The organism is Streptomyces sp. NBC_00440 (assembly GCF_036014215.1).
Classification (GTDB): domain Bacteria; phylum Actinomycetota; class Actinomycetes; order Streptomycetales; family Streptomycetaceae; genus Streptomyces.
Genome location: NZ_CP107921.1, coordinates 5,563,034 through 5,579,954 on the forward strand (window position 1 = coordinate 5,563,034; position 16,921 = coordinate 5,579,954).

Consider the following 16,921-nt stretch of genomic DNA (forward strand, 5'->3'; position numbering starts at 1 on the left):
GGGCGGGGATGTCACGCGGGGATGTCACGCGGGGATGTCACAGGGCGCCGTTAGCCTTTCTGAGGTGACCACCCCACGCATCACCGGTCCCGAGCAGCTCAAGGAGCTGCTCGGTATCCCCTTCACCCCGGAGCAGACGGCCTGCATCACGGCGCCGCCCGCCCCGCAGGTCATCGTGGCCGGAGCCGGTTCGGGGAAGACCACGGTGATGGCCGCGCGGGTGGTGTGGCTGGTGGGGACCGGGCAGGTCGCGCCGGAGCAGGTGCTCGGGCTGACCTTCACCAACAAGGCGGCGGGCGAGCTGGCCGAGCGGGTCCGCAAGGCACTGGTCCGCGCCGGCGTCACCGACCCGGACGCTCCCGGCCCGCACCGCTCGTCATCCGTCCGTCACCCCTCCGTGCCGACGGCGAGCGCCGACCCGTACTACTCGCCGGGCGAGCCGCGCATCTCGACGTACCACGCCTTCGCCGGACAACTGCTCACCGACCACGGGCTGCGGATTGGCCTGGAGCCGTCCTCCCGGCTGCTCGCCGACGCCACCCGCTACCAGCTGGCGGCGCGGGTGCTCAAGGAGGCACCGGGCCCCTATCCGGCGCTGACGAAGTCCTTCTCCTCGCTGGTGAGCGACCTGCTGGCGCTGGACGGCGAGCTGGCCGAGCATCTGGTGACCCCGGAGGCGCTGCGCGCGTACGACACCGGGCTGCTGGCCGACCTGGAGGGCGCCCGGCTCTCCAACGCGGAGCTGCGCAAGGTCCCGGAGGCCGCCGGGGCCCGCCGTGAACTGCTCGACCTGGTGAGCCGCTACCGCGCGGCCAAGCGCAGCCGCGACCTGCTGGACTTCGGCGACCAGATCGCGCTCTCCGCCGAACTGGCGCTGACCAGGCCCGAGGTGGGCACCATCCTGCGCGACGAGTTCCGGGTGGTCCTGCTCGACGAGTACCAGGACACCTCCGTCGCCCAGCGGCTGCTGCTCTCCGGCCTCTTCGGGGGCGGCAGCGGCCATGCGGTGACCGCCGTGGGCGACCCCTGTCAGGCGATCTACGGCTGGCGCGGCGCGTCCGTCGCCAACCTGGACGACTTCCCCGAGCACTTCCCGTACGCCGACGGGAGCCCCGCCACCCGCTTCTCGCTGAGCGAGAACCGGCGCAGCGGCGGCCGCCTCCTCGACCTGGCCAACGGCCTGGCCGCGCCACTGCGTGCGATGCACGCGGGCGTCGAGGCGCTGCGGCCGGCGCCGGGCGCCGAGCGGGACGGCATGGTGCGGTGCGCCCTGCTCCGTACGCACGAGGAGGAGATCGGCTGGCTGGCCGACTCGATCGCGCATCTGGTGCGTACGGGCAAGGACCCGGGCGAGATCGCGGTGCTCTGCCGTACCGCAGGTGACTTCGCGGAGATCCAGGGCGCCCTGGTGGCACGGGACGTGCCGGTCGAGGTGGTCGGCCTCTCGGGGCTGCTGCATCTGCCCGAGGTCGCCGATCTGGTCGCGGTCTGCGAGGTGCTCCAGGACCCGGGGGCCAATGCCTCGCTGGTCCGGCTGCTGACCGGGCCGCGCTGGCGGATCGGCCCGCGCGACCTGGCGCTGCTGGGCCGCCGGGCGCGGCTCCTCGTGCGGTACGACGGCGCGGGCGACGACGGCGCCGACCCGGACCAGCGGCTCGCCGAAGCCGTCGAAGGGGTCGACCCGGCCGAGGTGGTCTCGCTGGCGGACGCGCTGGACACGTTTCTGGCGGGCGGCGCGGACCAGGGTGGTGTGGACGGGCCGGGCGGCGGCCGGGCGGACGACGGGCTTCCGTTCTCCGCCGACGCCCGGGTGAGGTTCGCCCGCCTCGCCGCGGAACTGCGCGACCTGCGCCGCTCGCTGGCCGACCCGCTGATGGACGTACTGCACCGGGTGCTCGCCACGACCGGCCTGGAGGTCGAGCTCTCGGCCTCCCCGCACGCCCTGGCCGCCCGCCGGCGGGAGACCCTCTCCCACTTCCTGGACATAGCGGCGGGCTTCGCCTCGCTGGACGGCGAGGCGAGCCTGCTGGCCTTCCTGGCCTTTCTGCGGACGGCGGCCCAGTACGAGAAGGGCCTGGACAACGCGCTGCCCGGCGGCGAGAACACCGTGAAGGTCCTCACCGCCCACAAGTCCAAGGGCCTCGAATGGGATGTGGTCGCGGTCCCCTCCCTGGTGGCCAGGCAGTTCCCGAGCGAGCAGTCCCGTGAGTCCTGGACGGCGCAGCCGAAGGTGCTGCCGCACGCGCTGCGCGGCGACGCGGCGACGCTCCCCGGGGTGGGGGCGTGGGACGCCAAGGGGCTTGCCGCATTCAAGGCGGCGATGAAGTCCCACCAGCACACGGAGGAACTCCGCCTCGGCTACGTCACGTTCACCCGCCCGCGCTCGCTGCTGCTCGGCTCGGCCCACTGGTGGGGCCCGAGCCAGAAGCGCCCGCGCGGCCCGTCGGACTTCCTGCTCGCGCTCCAGGAGCACTGCGCGGCGGGGTACGGAGAGACGGAGGTCTGGGCGGACGCCCCGGAGGAGGACGAGGAGAACCCGGCGCTGCGGGACGCGGCGGCGGACCACGCCTGGCCCCTGCCGCTGGACGAGACATCCCTGCACCGCCGCAGGGCAGCGGCCGAACTGGTCCTGGACCAGCTCAACGAGATGGCCGACCAGGATCACCTGCGCCGGCCGGACCGGCCGGAGGAGCCGGACCAGCCGGACCACTCCGTGGCGCCCGCCCCGCACGACGCCCCCACCCCGCACGGCACTCAGGCTCCCGCCTCCCCATCCGTGCCGCACGCCCGGTCCCCGCTCGCCCCCGAGGACGCCCGCACCATCACCTCCTGGGACCGCGACCTCGACGCCCTCACGGGCGAACTGCTCCGCGCCAGACGCACCGTGCGCGACGTCCCCGTACCGCTCACCCTCACCGCCACCCAGCTGCTGCGCCTCGCCGGCGACCCCGACGCGTTCGCGCACGAACTGGCCCGGCCCATGCCGCGCCCCCCACAGCCCGCCGCCCGCCGCGGCACCCGTTTCCACGCCTGGGTCGAGTCACGTTTCGAGGAACTGCCGCTGCCCATGCTCGGCCCCGACGAGCTGCCCGGCGGTGACGACGACGAACCGGAGATCGCCGACGAGCGCGATCTGGCCGAACTGAAGGCGGCCTTCGAGCGCACCCCGTACGCCGGGCGCACGCCCCACCGGGTCGAGGCTCCCTTCACTCTCACTCTCGCCGGCCGGGTGATCCGCGGCCGGATGGACGCCGTCTACCGCACCTCCCGCGACACCTACGAGATCGTCGACTGGAAGACCCACCGCGCCCACACCGCCGACCCGCTCCAGCTGGCCGTCTACCGCCTGGCCTGGGCCGAGCAGCACCACATCCCGCTCACCTCGGTCACGGCCGCGTTCCTCTACGTACGGACCGGGGAAGTGATCCGGCCCACACCGCTGCCGGGCCGGGCCGGTCTTGAGCGGATCCTGCTGGGTGATCCGCCGGGCGAGCCACCCCGACCGGCCGGTTAGGCTCGACGGCATGAGCGACACCCCGGACAGCGCCGTCCGCACGTACATAGACCAGCACCGCGAGCCCTTCCTCGAAGACCTGGCCGACTGGCTGCGCATTCCGTCTGTCTCCGCGCAGCCGGATCACGCAGCCGATGTACGCCGCAGCGCCGACTGGCTGGCCGCCAAACTCAGGGAGACCGGCTTCCCGGTCACCGAGATCCTCGATACGCCCGGTGCCCCCGCGGTGTTCGCCGAGTGGCCTTCGGGCGACCCGGGAGCGCCGACCGTCCTCGTCTACGGTCACCACGACGTCCAGCCCGCGGCGGTCGAGGACGGCTGGGGCACCGACCCCTTCGAGCCGGTCGTCAGGGACGGCCGGATGTACGGCAGGGGCGCGGCCGACGACAAGGGCCAGGTGTTCTTCCACACACTCGGGGTCCGGGCCCACCTCGCCGCCACCGGCCGCACCGCTCCCGCCGTCAACCTCAAGCTCCTCATCGAGGGCGAGGAGGAGTCCGGCTCCCCGCACTTCAGGGAGCTGGTCGAGCAGCAGGCCGAGCGCTTCGCGGCCGACGTGGTGATCGTCTCGGACACCGGTATGTGGTCCGAGACGACCCCGACCGTCTGCACCGGTATGCGCGGCCTCGCCGAGTGCGAGATCACCTTCGAGGGTCCCGACCAGGACATCCACTCGGGCTCGTTCGGCGGCGCTGTACCGAACCCGGCCACCGCGGCGGCCCGGCTGGTCGCCGCGCTGCACGACGCCGAAGGGCGCGTCACCATCCCGGGTTTCTACGACGGTGTCGCGGAGCTCACGGACGCCGAGCGCGAGCTCTTCGCGGAGCTGCCCTTCGACGAGGCCGAGTGGCTGCGTACCGCCAAGTCCCGTGCGGCGGCCGGTGAGCGGGGTCACACCACGCTGGAGCGGATCTGGGCCCGCCCGACCGCCGAGGTCAACGGCATCGGCGGCGGCTACCAGGGCGCGGGCGGCAAGACGGTCGTCCCGTCGTCGGCCATGGTGAAGCTCTCGTTCCGGCTGGTCGCGGGCCAGGACCCGGTCCGGACCGAGAAGCTGGTCACCGAGTGGGCGGCCGGCCGCGCGGAGCCCGGGATCCGCCAGGAGATCACGTTCAGCGCCGGCACCCGCCCGTGTCTGACCCCGCTGGACCATCCGGCGCTCCAGTCGGTCGTACGGGCCATGGGCCGGGCGTTCGGCGAGAAGATCCGCTTCACCCGGGAGGGCGGCTCGGGCCCCGCCGCCGATCTCCAGGACGTCCTCGGTGCCCCGGTGCTCTTCCTGGGCATCTCCGTGCCGTCCGACGGCTGGCACGCACCGAACGAGAAGGTCGAACTCGCCCTGCTGTTCAAGGGTGTGGAGACCACCGCCCATCTGTGGGGCGACATGGCCGCAGCCCTGCGATGAGAACGCTGAACCGAACCACCCAGTCCATGAGGGGGAGTTGGAAGCACCTGTGAGCAACTTCAGCAATGCCACCGAAGGTCACGCGAGTGAAGGCGGAACCACTGATGGCCGGGCCGCCGACGCCCGTACCGCCGATAACGGCACAGCCGGGGCCGGCACCGCCACGGATCCGCACCGGCCGATCGCTCTGACGGACCCGAGCGGCGTCGACCGGGCCGCCCACCACCGCCTCGACGAGGCGTGGCTCGCGGCGGCCTGGAGCCACCCGACGACCCGGGTGTTCGTGGTCTCCGGCGGCCAGGCGCTGATCGACGAGACGCCCGACGGCCGTACCGAGCTGCTCAAGACCCCGTCCTTCGAGGCCCCCCTCACCGAGGAGCACCGCTACTTCCTCGGCACGGACACGGACGGAGTGCGGTACTTCGCGCTCCAGAAGGACACCCTCCCGGGCCGGATGGACCAGTCAGCCCGCCCGGCCGGGCTGCGCGAGGCGGGGCTGCTGCTCTCGCCGCTCGACGCCGGGCTCCTGGTGCACGCGGTGGCGCTGGAGAACTGGCAGCGGCTGCACCGGTTCTGCTCCCGCTGCGGCGAGCGCACCGTCATCGCCGCGGCCGGTCACATCCGGCGCTGCCAGGCCTGCGGGGCGGAGCACTACCCGCGTACCGACCCGGCCGTGATCATGCTCGTCACCGACGAGCACGACAGGGCGCTGCTCGGCCGGCAGGTGCACTGGCCCGAGGGCCGGTTCTCCACGCTCGCCGGTTTTGTCGAGCCGGGCGAGTCCATCGAGGCCGCGGTGGGGCGCGAGGTGTTCGAGGAGGCAGGTGTCACGGTCGGCTCGGTGCAGTACATCGCCAGCCAGCCCTGGCCCTTCCCGTCCAGTCTGATGCTCGGCTTCATGGCGCAGGCCACGAGCTCCGAGATCACCGTGGACGGCGAGGAGATCAGCGAGGCCCGCTGGTTCTCGCGGGACGATCTGCGGTCGGCGATCGAGTCCGGGGACGTGCTGCCCCCGGCCGGCATCTCGATCGCGGCCCGGCTGGTGGAGCTCTGGTACGGCAAGCCGCTGCCGAAGCCGCTGGCCTGACAGGACATCAGCGCCTTCCCGGTCGGCTTCGCCGGGGGTTCTTAGAAACCTCTTATCCGTGGTCACCACCCTCACGATCATGGACGAACCCGAGAACTCCCCGCGCGCCGAGAGCCAGTCGCCCACGCCTGCGCACGCCGTCCCGAGCCGGGGGCCGGACCGGCCGCGTGGGCACCGGGACGCCGGGGGAGCCGCGCGCAGGCGTCGCAACCGGGCCCTGGGGATCGCGGCGGCCATCGCTGTCACCGTGACCACTGCCTCGGCGGGGTACGCCGCCATCGCCCGAACGGCGGAGGACGCTCCGCAGTACACGAAGCCCCGGGTACGCGCAGGCGCTGTCGACTTTCCCGTGGCGGGTGGCACCACCACCGTCGACACGGCCTCCCTGCGCGTCACGGGACATACGGGCCACGGGACGGCCGTTCCGGTCTCCGACGCCGCCGCCGACGCCGATGGATTCGGTCGGCCGGGCAAGGTCGAGGTGCACGGCTCGCACGCCTCCTGGTCGTACCCCGCCAGGGGGCTGCGCGTGACCGCGGCGGGCGAGAGCGGGCGGCTGCTGATGACGGTGCGCTCGGAGAAGGACGGGACCCTCGCGTGGCCGGTGACCGGCAAGGGGGCCGGCACGGGGGCGCGGGGCGCCTCGCTGCAGATCCCGAGGGGAGAGGGGCTCTCCGTTCCGGTCGCTGACCGGTTCTGGAACTCCCGGCAGGCGGGTCTTGTCGGCACCGATGACGATCTGGCCACCGGTTCCCTCACCTTGCCTCTGTGGGGCTACACCTCGCACGGGCACGGCGTCAGCTACCTCGTGCCGGAGAGCATCGGGACCTCACTCGGATTCGCCTCCGCCGACGGGCGGTTGAACGCCACGGCGAAGCACGAGTTCTCCCGCCGGGAGCGGACCCTCGACTACACGGTCGCCTTCTCCCTCACCTCCGCCTCTCCCGTGGCGCCGGCCGCCGACTACCACCGCTGGCTCGGTGAACACGGGCAACTGCACACGCTGAAGCAGAAGATCGCCGAGAACCCCGAGGTCGGAAAGCTGCTCGGAGCCGAGCACGCCTATCTGTGGGGCGGAGCCCGTGACGCCGAGGCGGTGCGGACCCTGCGCAAGCAGGGCAACACGCGGCTGTGGCTCGGCTACGACGCCGACGGTCACCCCATGAGCCGGGATGCGGTGGCGGAGGCCAGGAAGCTGGGCTATCTGGTCGGCCCGTACGACTCGTACGACAACGGCCAGGACCCGGAGACCGCCGACACCCCCATCGCCAAGTGGCCCGGCAGGGTCTACCCGGACTTCTGCGTGCGCGACGCGAAGGGCACCATCGCGACGGGCTTCGGCGCACGCGGCTGCTACCTCAGCTCCGAAGCGTTCGCGAAGTCCGAGCCCACCGAGCACTACCTGGCTCGGCACACGGAGGAGATGACGAAGAACGGTGCCAACAGCGTCTTCGTGGACGTCGATGCCGCGGGTGAGCTGTTCAGCGACTTCACCGGGAGCCACCCGATGACGAAGAGGCAGGACCGCGACAACCGGATGGACCGCCTGCGGACGCTGGCCGACAAGGACCACTTCGTCGTCGGGTCGGAATCCGCCGTCTCCTGGTCGGCCTCGGCGCTCGCGTTCGACCACGGCGCGCAGACACCCGTCAACGACGGCCTGTGGGCCTTCCAGAAGGACAAGACCAAGTGGGGGGCCTACTACCCCGCGGACGCTCCCGGCCAGTTCTTCCACCCGACCACGCTCCCCGCGTCCCTGGCCAAGTCGATGTTCGACCCCGCCTACCGCGTCCCGCTGTACGAGACCGCACTGCACGACTCGCTGGTCAACACCGACCGCTGGGAGATGCCCTACGACAAGCTCCCGGCGCAGAAGAAGGACCGTGCGCTGATGTCGGTCCTCTACAACACGCCGCTCAACTTCGTCCTGGGGGACCAGAACCTGGCCTCCACGGGCAAGGAGATGGCCGCACTGCAGCACTACTTCGCGCCCCTGCACAAGGCGGCCGGTACCGAGCGGATGACGGCGTTCCACTGGCTGACCGAGGATCACCTCGTCCAGCACTCTGTCTTCGGGGACGGCACCCTGACGGTGACGGCCAACTTCGGCACCACGGCGCACGACGGTCTGCCGGGCGGCTGTGTGGACGCGAAACTGAAGGACGAGCCGAAGGCCCGGCGGCTCTGCCCGGCCAACGGCTGACCGGTCCCCGGCCTGATCCAGACGGAAGACCCCAGGACCTGTCCGGCCGGTCTTCGTGGGCCCGCGACGCCCGGCACGGCACCTCGCCGCGTTGTCGGAGTCACCCCAGTACGTCCAGTACGGGGGCGATCCTCCGCCTTGCGAGGCACCGCACCGGACGCCGCGGCCTGATCCACGAAGACCGGCCGGACACGCCCTAGTAGCTCCGCTACGAGAACATTCCGGCGCCTTGCGATCGCACGCACCAGACGCCGCGCGGCCGCCCTTCGGGCAACGACGGCACTTTGACGACGGGCCCTAGCGGCTCACCGGGATCCAGCCCGGGGTGTCGTCCTGGTTGCGGGGCTGCAGTTCGACCTTGATGTGGTGCGTGTTGTCCCGGGTCACCGACCCACTGCCGCCCACGGTGACCACGCCGATCCGCAGCTTCCCCTCGCCGTCGACCTCCCGGCTCACCTGCACCGCGATCTCCAGCGTCACCCGCTCCACGCTGAGGCGCAGCGTGCTGTCGCCGATCCGGCGCTGCGCCTCGGCCAGCTCGGTCCTCACCTGGCTGATCAGGTCCGCAAGACCGGCCACTGGTGCGGCTCCCGTCCCGTCACTCATTTGCTCCCCCTTGTGCAGCCCGGGTCCCATTGTCGCGCCCTGCCCCTACTGTGGGGAAGCATGGAGGGGGAGTCGATACGGCTCAACATGCTTATGGATCAACAGAGTTGGCGGCTGCGACTGCGTGCGGAGCTGCCCGGGGGCGAGCCGGGGGACGTGCTCGGCGCCGGGGTCCTGCTCGGCCGGGACCTGGTGCTGACCTGTGCCCATGTGGTGCCCGGCCCCACCGAGCCGGTACGGGTCGAGTTCCCGGTCCTGGCCGGGGAGCCGAACGGGGTGTCGCGCTCGGCGCGGGTGGTCGAAGGCCACTGGGTGGAACGGTACGGGCGCGACGAAGGGGATCTGGCGCTGCTGCGGCTCACCGAGCCCGCCCCGGTGACCTCCACGGCCGTACTCCACCGCGCCCCCGCCCCGTACGACACCCGGGTCACGGTCGACGGGTTCCCCAGGTACCGGTCTGGCGGCCTCTGGGTGGACGCCGTACTCAAGGGGCCCGGGGGCCATGGCGACGAGTGGGTGCAGATCAACCCGGTCGACTTCCACGACCCGAACCCCCGCGGTTTCAGCGGCGCCGGAGTCGCCGAGGCCGGGACCGGCAGGCTGCTCGGGATCATGGTCGCGGTGTACGACACCCCGGCCGACCGGAGTCCGTTCTTCCACTTCTATATGATCCCGGCCGCGACCATCGCCGGCTATCTCCCGATCGTCGCGGAACACCACACGACGGGTCCCAACGTCATCCCGCCCCAGCTGTCGGTGGCACCGGGATCCCAGCGGACCGGCCGCCCGCTGGGCCTTCAGCAGACCCTGACCTGCTGGCTGAACGGCGACGCCGGCAGCTGGGACATCGAGACCGTCTTCCTGCGCGAGGACGACGAGGAGGCCGATGTAGCGCTCCGGACGACCCTGGGTCTGGCCGACCGGGAGCGTTCACCCGGGCTCTCGACCACGGGGAGCAGCCGGCCGGGCGGTCCAGCGGTCCCGCGCCGCGGCAGCATCAGCCTGGCGGTGGCCGCGGCCGGGCGTTCCCGGGAGCAGCTCGCCCAGGACCTGGAACCGCAGCCACCACGGCAGTTGACCTCCGTCGTCGTCTCGCTGCCCGACCGGGCGGCCGCGGACCCTGGCGAGACGGCCGGGCTGCTGCAGCGGCTGGCGGACCGCGGGGCCAGGCTGCTGCTCGTACTTCACGGCCCGGCGCCGGTACTCACCGGTGGCCTGCTGCCCGCCGGGCGCCCCGCGCAGTGGCTTGAGCGGCTGACGGACCGCGCAAACCGGCTCTCCGGCACCGAACGCACCATCAGGGACCTGTTCCGGAGGCTGGAGCCGCGCGTCACCGGGCTGCCGGCCCCGCCCGAACCGCACGGAGCCCGGGCCCAGTTGTGGACCACGCAGCTCGCGGCCGAACTGGAGCGGACGCAGCGGCAGGCGCAGGATCGGGCGCTGGGCCAGGCGCAGGAGGCGCTGCGCTCCGAGGGCGGGGTGGACGTGGCCGCGCTGCTGCAGATGCTGTCGTACGCCGAACAGTCCGTCCTGGGCGCGCTGTTGCGGGCCGAGGACGTCGAGCAGCGGTTGCGCGCCGCCCTCGACCGGATGCTGGACCTGCGCGGCCTGCTCGCCGCCGAGCAGGCCCGGCTCGCCGACCACCAGCGGGCCGAGGACACCGTGGCGGCGGGCCAGTACCGGAGGGCGCAGCAGCTGCTGACGGAGGGGCCGAGCAGTCTCGACGAGGTGGAGCAGGCGGTCGCGGCGTTCGTCACGACGGTGCACGGGCGGCTGGACGGCGGCCCCGGCCCCGGAGATGCCCCTCGGCCGGGTGACGGCGGCGACGGCTACGACGGTGACGGTGGCAACGGCGACGACGGCGACGCGGCAGCCGCCGCCGCAGTCGCCGGAGAGGAGCGGACCCGTTGACCCCGTGCCCCCACCCCGGCTGCGGCAGCCGCGTCACCCCCGCCGGGTACTGCCAGCGCAGCGGCAGACGCGTCGACCCGGCGACCGGCCAGCACGCCGGAGCCGCCCGGCCGCCCGGCCCGCGCCGGGAGCAGGCCACGGCTCCGGCCGCCGCGGCTGTGCTGCTCCCACCCCCGGAGAAGGACCACGACCCGCTGGTGCTCCCCGAGGTGCGGCCCGTGGCGGCGCGGCCGGACGGCACGTACGACACCGGCCGGCTGCGGAGCCTGGGCCTCGGCCCCGACCGGATGCTCGCCGGGCAGTACCGGCTGATCCGGAGCATCGGGTACGGGGGCATGGGCGAAGTGCATCTCGCCGAGGACACCCGCCTGGAGAACCGCCCCGTGGCGGTCAAGTTCCTGCACCAGCAGCACGACGACGGGGACCCGCCCGGCGGGCGCCGCGAGGTCAGGCTCAACGAGAAGGCGATGCGCAGCGAACGCCAGGAGCTCGTGGCCCTCAACCACCCGGATCTCATCCGGGTGTTCAACTACGGCAGCCACGACCCCGCAGGGGAGTTCCTGGTGCTCGAATACGCGAACGGGCTGACCCTGGAGGACGTCAGGGTCCGCGTCGTCAACGACCCGGGCGCCTTCGGCGGAGTGCGCTTCCACGAGTTCGTGCTCAGCTACGGCATCCGGATCCTGAACGCCCTCAGCTATCTCCACCAGCAGAAGGGCAAGGTGTACGGCGATCTCAAGCCGCACAACGTCATGCACTGCGGCACCGAGATAAAGATCGTCGACGTGGGGAGCGTCCGTCAGGAGCGGGCCGAAGGACCGGTGACCCCCGGCTACTTCGCGCCCGGCGTCGGCCCGGACGGGGAGTCCCGCTTCCAGGACGACCTGTTCAGCCTCGGTGTGACCCTGCGTGAACTCAGCGCCGCCGCGCCGCCCGCGCAGGGTCTTGGGCCCGAGTCGCTGCGCAGGGCACTGGACCGCGCCACGCACGCCGACCGCAGGGCCAGATTCGCCACCGCCGACGAGATGGCGCTCCAGCTCCGCGGGGTGCTGCGTGAGCTGCGCTCGCTCCGTACGTCCCAGGAGTCCTTCGAGCCGTCCCCCGTCTTCGTCCAGTCCGCCCACGCACTCGACGGCGCGATCGGCTCACCGCCACCGCTCGGCCACTGGGCGAGCGGCGCGCCCCCGGCCCCGCTCGGTCCGGTACCGCCCGAACCGGGCGAGATGGCCTGCGGGCTGCCCGTACCGAAGCCCGACCCGCAGGACCGGAACGCGCCCCGGCTCGGCCGGCTCGCCGAGGACGACGCGACCGCGCTGCTCCAGCGCACCAGCGGCTGGGAGCCGTCGGCCGAACTCCATCTGCTGCGCTGCCGGCTGTACCTGGCGCTGGCGGTCGCAGCCGGCGACACCCGGCCGCTGCGGCGGGCGTACGCGGAGATCAGCCGGGCCCGGCGCCTCATCGCCCCGGGCTGGGCCCCGTACGACTGGCGGATCGACTGGCACCTGGGCCTGCTGGCGCTCGCGGCCGGGAACACCGATGGCGCGGGGCTGCGGTTCGACGCCATCTACGACGCGATCCCCGGCGAGTACGCGCCCAAGATCGCGCTCGGCTACTGCGCGGAGCGGCGGCGGGAGTGGCCGCAGGCGCTGCGGCTCTACGACGCGGTCCGCCGCCGCAACCACTCCCTCGGCGGCGCGGCCTTCGGATGCGCCCGGGTGCTGCTGGCCGCGGCGAACGACGTGCCGGGGGGCGGTACGGGGACCGAGGGCGGCACCGGCACGGCGGGCACGGCGGACCGGGGCGCAGGGCTGGCCGGGGCCCTGGCCGCGCTGGAACTCGTCCCGGCGCACTCGCGCCATCTGACCGCGGCCCGGACCGCCATCGTCCGCATCAAGGCGGCCCGGGCCCGGAACTCGCCTCCCGACGACGATGCGCTCAAGGACGCCCTGCACCGGCTAGGACCGCTCCTCCACGAGCACGGCCTGACGGACCACCGGGGCCGCCAACGCCTGGAGACGGAGCTCTGGGAGACGGTCATCGCCCGCGTCCCGCACCGGCCGCTGGCCGAATTCACCGCGGCGCTCGACAGCCGCCTCGCCGCCCCGGAGAGCTCGCAGGAGCTGGCCGAGATGCTCTCCCTGCTCTACCGCGGCCTCGCCGACCAGGCCAGACGCTCCGACCTGCCGGACAGCAACGAGATCGCGGAAGCCCTCATCGACCGGGCCAACAGCGTCCGCCCGCTGGGCTTCCGCCACGACAGGAGGCACCCATGGCTGGGGAAGGCACACCGGCAGCGCATCCGGGACCGGCTGAGCCCGCGGTCCTCCTCGAAGTGAGCCAGGTCCCCGAACTGCCGGTGCCGGAACCGGGACACGAGGCGCGGATGTACGCCGTCGTCACCGTGACCGTCCGGCGCCCGGCTGTCCGGGCTGCCCCGACTGCCCCGACCGACCCGGCTGTCCCGACCGCCCCGGCCGCCCGGTCGGCCGCAGTGCAGGACCAGGGACCGCGCCACGCCGTGGTGTTCCTCATCGACCACTCGTCGTCGATGGTGAACCCGCCCACGCGGATGGCGGCCGCCAGGAACGCGGCGGCCGCCGCCGTACACGCCGTGCCCGACGGCGCGTACTTCGCGGTCGTCGCGGGCCGCGACCGGCCCGCCACCGTCTACCCGGAGCAGCCCGGCGGGCACCGCACCCTCGCTGTCGCCGACGACGTGACCCGGCGGGCGGCGGAGGACGCCCTGCGCGCCTGCCACCCGGGCGGCGGCACAGCGATCGGCAGCTGGCTGGGGCGGGCCCGGGAGCTCTTCGCCGGACTCCCCGGCGGCGGCGCCGACTTCGTACGCCACGCCCTGCTGCTCACCGACGGCAGGAACGAACCGGGCTACGAGTCCCGCGACGAGCTGGCCGCCGTAGTCGCGTCCTGCACAGGGCAGTTCACCTGCGACGCGATCGGCATCGGCGACGGCTGGGACACCGGTGAACTGCTCCTGATCACCACCGGGCTGAACGGCACGGCGCACGCCTTCGAGGAGACGGACCCGACGGGGCCGCTCCCCGCCAGGCTGCACGACCTCACCAGACAGGCGGCGGAGCGCGACCTCACCGGACTGCGACTGCGGCTCTACCGCAGTGACAACGCCGAACTGCGCTCCTTCGCACAGGTCCACCCGACGCGGCGGACGCTGCGGCCGGTGGAGGAGACCGAGTTCCTGCGGGAGTTCGCCACCGAACCCTGGGGCGACGAGACCCGCTCCTACCTGCTCTCGCTCAGCGCCCGGCACACCGCCGGGGCCGAGGGCGCGGAGCTGATGCTCACCGAGGTGGAGCTGGTGCGCGACGGCGCCGCCCGGCCGCCTGTCGGACTGCCGCCGTCCCGGCCCGTGGTGGTCCGCTGGTCGGGCGACCACGGGCTGTACAGCAGGGTGCACCCCGACGTCGGCCACTTCCTGCACCAGGAGGACCTGGTCCGGTACTTCGAGGAGGGCTGCGCCGCGCTGCGCGCCCATGACCCCGGGACCGCCCGCCGGGCCCTCGGCCGGGCCTGGCAACTCGCGGTGGAGGTCGGCGACGGCGCCATGCGGGAGCACCTGGAGAAAATGGTCGAGCCCCGTGCGGACGGTGAGGTGGAGCTGCACGCCCGCATCAGACGGTTCGACATCGAGACCGCCCGGATCCGCACCAGTTACACGACGAGCCACCGGTGAGAGGCACGGGCCGGGTGACCCCGGCACTCGGGGCGCTGCGCCGCCTGCTCTGCCTGGCTCCCGTACCGGCAGGGCAGAGCCCCGCCTTCCTCCGCGACCGGCTGATCGTGCTGCCCCTGCTCACGGTGATCGCGTTCGGGTCGCTGTCCCTGGCGTACGGGGATGTGCACGGCGATTCCTCCCGGATCGCCGACCGCACAGGGCCGGCCCTGGTGGAGCTGACCCGGGCCGAAGTCGCCCTGGACCAGGCACAGAAGGAAGCCGATTCGGTCCTCCAGGGGCCGGAACTGATCGGGCTCGGCCAGACCTATCCGACCCTGATCACCAGGGCCACCCAGAACCTCAACGAGGCCGCCCAGTCACCGGCGCTCAGCGCCGCCCAGCGGCAGGGCCTCCAGGTGGTGTCGGGGCTGGTGGTCGACTACAACGGCTACATCGGCACCGCCGACCGCAACAGGGACGACCCCACGCTCAAGAAGGCGTATCTCTCGTACGCGCTCAGCATGCTCTGCGAGACGACGGACGGCACGGGCAGCACGGGCAGTACCGGCGGCGCGGGCACCCCGGCGGGCTGCGCCGACCGCACCGTACGCGGCTACGAGGCGACCACCATCCAGGACCGCATCGGCTCGCTGGAGCGGAGCCTGCGCGCGGATCTGGACCACGAGGCGGGCTGGGGCACCGGCCCGGTGATCCTCGCCGCCGTCGCCTGCGTCGCGTACGCCCTGCTGGCGGTCGGACTGTTCCGGACGCTCACCTTCCTGAAAGCGCGGTTCCGGCTGCTGAGCCTGCCGCTGGCAGCGACCGTACTGCCGCTGTTCGCCGTGCCGGTGCTGGTACTCGGCACCGTGCAGGTGCAGCACGGACAGGCGGCCGTGCGGCGGATCGCGGACGGGGAGCTGGCCCGGGTGTCCTCCGCCGCACCGGCTGTCCAGCTGTCACGGACCGCCGGCACGGCGGCCGCACCGGGCTCGATCGACGAACTGCAGCAGCGGATCGCCGGCGCCATGCGCCGGGCGCACTGCGCGGGCTGGGCGGCGGTGACGGGGTTCATCCTGCCGGCCGGACTGCTCGGCGCGGCGGTCACCGGCTGGGCGCTGCTGGCGTACCGGCGCGACTACGTACGGGTCCCGAGGCGGGAGGACTTCCAGTGACGCGGACGACTCACGGCAGCGGTCCGCGCCGTCGGCGCCGGCTGCGTCTGCTGCTGGCCGCCACGCTGACCCTGCTGGCCGCCGCGCTCGGCGGCGGCTGCTCCGGCGGCGGCAAGCAGACGGTCGTCGTCCTCGGACCGTGGACCGGGAACGAAGCGGCCGCCTTCACCAGGACGCTGGACCTGCTGGACAACGGCACCCCGTACACCTACAGCTACCAGGGCACCAGCTCGCTGCGCGAGACGCTGGTCGCGCAGCTGGAGGCGGACGCACCGCCGGACGTGGCGATCCTCAACAGCCAGGGCGAGCTCCAGGAGTACGCACGCGAGGGTGCGCTGACGCCGCTCACCGGGGACCTGGCGAGCAGGGCGTACCCGCCCTGGGCCCCCGAACTGGTCGTCAACGGCGCCAGGCACACCTACTGGGTCCCGCTCAAGGTCGACATCAAGAGCCTGGTGTGGACCAGGACGACCCAACCGGTCAGGCCGCACAGCTGGTGCCTCGGTATGAGCGCACAGGCCACCACGGGCTGGCCGGGCACCGACTGGATCGAGGACATCCTGCTGCACAGGTCCGGCCCCGACCGGTACGAGCAGTGGGCCACCGGCGTCCTGCCGTGGACCAGCCCCGAGGTACGGGACGCGTGGAGCACCTGGGCGTCGCTGATGGCCGGGCAGAACACCAGGAGCGCGCTCGACATCCCGTACACCGGGGAGGGCGGCAAGGGGCTGCTCAACTCCGGTACCTGCACGGAGGAGCACGCGGGAACCTTCATCCGCTATCTCTACGGCCCCGACATCACCTTCAGGCCGTCGGCCGACACGATTCCGGGGCTGGGCGGCCACAAGGACGCGTACGAGGTGTCGGCGGACATGGCGGCTGTGTTCCGCGACAGCCCGGCGGCGATGCAACTGCTCAGCAAACTGGCCGGCCCCGAGGGGCGCAGGATCTGGATGGCACAGGCCGCACCGAAGCTGAAACCGCACTTCCCCAGCGCGTCGGACCCCCAGCCCACCGACCCGCTCGGCCGGCGGGCGGCGACGCTCCTCACCGGCGGAACGAGCGAGGCGCCGACGCACGAGCTGTGCTTCGACGCCTCGGACACCATGCCGCCCACTCTGCGCGACGCCTTCCAGCACGCGGTGCTGAAATTCCTCAGCACACCCGACAGCGCCACCCGGAACAGACTGCTGGCGCAGCTCGAACAGGAACGCCGCAGACTGACGGGCACAGACCTGCTGCCGGGCGTGTGCGGGAGCCCGGCATCCTAGAACCGGCAGTGTGGTGATCATCAGGGTCTCGGCGGTCGCCGGGGCCGGAGCGGAGGCAGCG

At 72.9% G+C, this 16,921-nt stretch carries 10 protein-coding genes; 9 read left to right on the forward strand and 1 reads right to left on the reverse strand.

Features of this window, described 5'->3' with window-relative positions:
- Nucleotides 1–34: 34 nt before the first annotated feature.
- From OHB13_RS25065 to OHB13_RS25080, 4 genes are all read left to right on the forward strand, one after another.
- On the forward strand, nucleotides 35–3,514 hold the full coding sequence (locus OHB13_RS25065) for a UvrD-helicase domain-containing protein (protein WP_328378588.1): 3,480 nt from the start codon (nucleotides 35–37) through the stop codon (nucleotides 3,512–3,514).
- Between the two features lie 10 nt (nucleotides 3,515–3,524).
- Entirely contained in the window at nucleotides 3,525–4,919 is a 1,395-nt protein-coding gene (locus OHB13_RS25070; RefSeq protein ID WP_328378589.1) for a dipeptidase, read from the forward strand.
- Nucleotides 4,920–5,100: 181 nt separating this feature from the next.
- Nucleotides 5,101–6,006, forward strand: a complete 906-nt coding sequence (gene nudC / locus OHB13_RS25075; protein WP_328380383.1) for an NAD(+) diphosphatase — start codon at nucleotides 5,101–5,103, stop codon at nucleotides 6,004–6,006.
- Nucleotides 6,007–6,085: 79 nt separating this feature from the next.
- Complete coding sequence (locus OHB13_RS25080; protein WP_328378590.1) at nucleotides 6,086–8,209, forward strand: glycoside hydrolase; 2,124 nt, start codon at nucleotides 6,086–6,088, stop codon at nucleotides 8,207–8,209.
- A 297-nt stretch (nucleotides 8,210–8,506) separates the two neighbouring features.
- On the opposite strand, the gene OHB13_RS25085 is transcribed toward OHB13_RS25080, so the two are convergent.
- Nucleotides 8,507–8,815, reverse strand: a complete 309-nt coding sequence (locus tag OHB13_RS25085; protein ID WP_266853327.1) for a trypco2 family protein — start codon at nucleotides 8,813–8,815, stop codon at nucleotides 8,507–8,509.
- 93 nt (nucleotides 8,816–8,908) lie between these two features.
- Between OHB13_RS25085 and OHB13_RS25090 the strand changes: the two genes are divergently transcribed.
- The 5 genes from OHB13_RS25090 to OHB13_RS25110 are packed head-to-tail and all read left to right on the forward strand — an operon-like array spanning nucleotide 8,909 to nucleotide 16,860.
- On the forward strand, nucleotides 8,909–10,726 hold the full coding sequence (locus tag OHB13_RS25090) for a trypsin-like peptidase domain-containing protein (RefSeq protein ID WP_328378591.1): 1,818 nt from the start codon (nucleotides 8,909–8,911) through the stop codon (nucleotides 10,724–10,726).
- Nucleotides 10,723–13,062 carry a serine/threonine protein kinase gene (locus OHB13_RS25095; RefSeq protein WP_328378592.1) on the forward strand — a complete coding sequence of 780 codons (2,340 nt, stop codon included), beginning with the start codon at nucleotides 10,723–10,725 and terminating at the stop codon, nucleotides 13,060–13,062. The genes OHB13_RS25090 and OHB13_RS25095 overlap by 4 nt, the downstream gene beginning before the upstream one ends.
- The gene (locus OHB13_RS25100) at nucleotides 12,996–14,435 is read left to right on the forward strand and encodes a VWA domain-containing protein (RefSeq protein ID WP_328378593.1); all 1,440 of its coding nucleotides are present in this window, start codon (nucleotides 12,996–12,998) and stop codon (nucleotides 14,433–14,435) included. The genes OHB13_RS25095 and OHB13_RS25100 overlap by 67 nt, the downstream gene beginning before the upstream one ends.
- 14 nt (nucleotides 14,436–14,449) lie before the next feature.
- Complete coding sequence (locus OHB13_RS25105) at nucleotides 14,450–15,589, forward strand: hypothetical protein (protein WP_328378594.1); 1,140 nt, start codon at nucleotides 14,450–14,452, stop codon at nucleotides 15,587–15,589.
- Complete coding sequence (locus OHB13_RS25110) at nucleotides 15,586–16,860, forward strand: extracellular solute-binding protein (protein ID WP_266853318.1); 1,275 nt, start codon at nucleotides 15,586–15,588, stop codon at nucleotides 16,858–16,860. Before OHB13_RS25105 ends, OHB13_RS25110 begins: the two co-directional genes overlap by 4 nt.
- Nucleotides 16,861–16,921 lie beyond the last annotated feature (61 nt).

What these genes read in the sequence shown, in the direction of transcription:
- OHB13_RS25065 (WP_328378588.1), top strand. Translation starts at nt 35, where the DNA reads ATGTCACAGGGCGCCGTTAGCCTTTCTGAGGTGACCACCCCACGCATC.
- OHB13_RS25070 (WP_328378589.1), top strand. Translation starts at nt 3,525, where the DNA reads ATGAGCGACACCCCGGACAGCGCCGTCCGCACGTACATAGACCAGCAC.
- OHB13_RS25080 (WP_328378590.1), top strand. Translation starts at nt 6,086, where the DNA reads ATGGACGAACCCGAGAACTCCCCGCGCGCCGAGAGCCAGTCGCCCACG.
- OHB13_RS25085 (WP_266853327.1), bottom strand. Translation starts at nt 8,815, where the DNA reads ATGAGTGACGGGACGGGAGCCGCACCAGTGGCCGGTCTTGCGGACCTG.
- OHB13_RS25090 (WP_328378591.1), top strand. Translation starts at nt 8,909, where the DNA reads ATGGATCAACAGAGTTGGCGGCTGCGACTGCGTGCGGAGCTGCCCGGG.
- OHB13_RS25100 (WP_328378593.1), top strand. Translation starts at nt 12,996, where the DNA reads ATGGCTGGGGAAGGCACACCGGCAGCGCATCCGGGACCGGCTGAGCCC.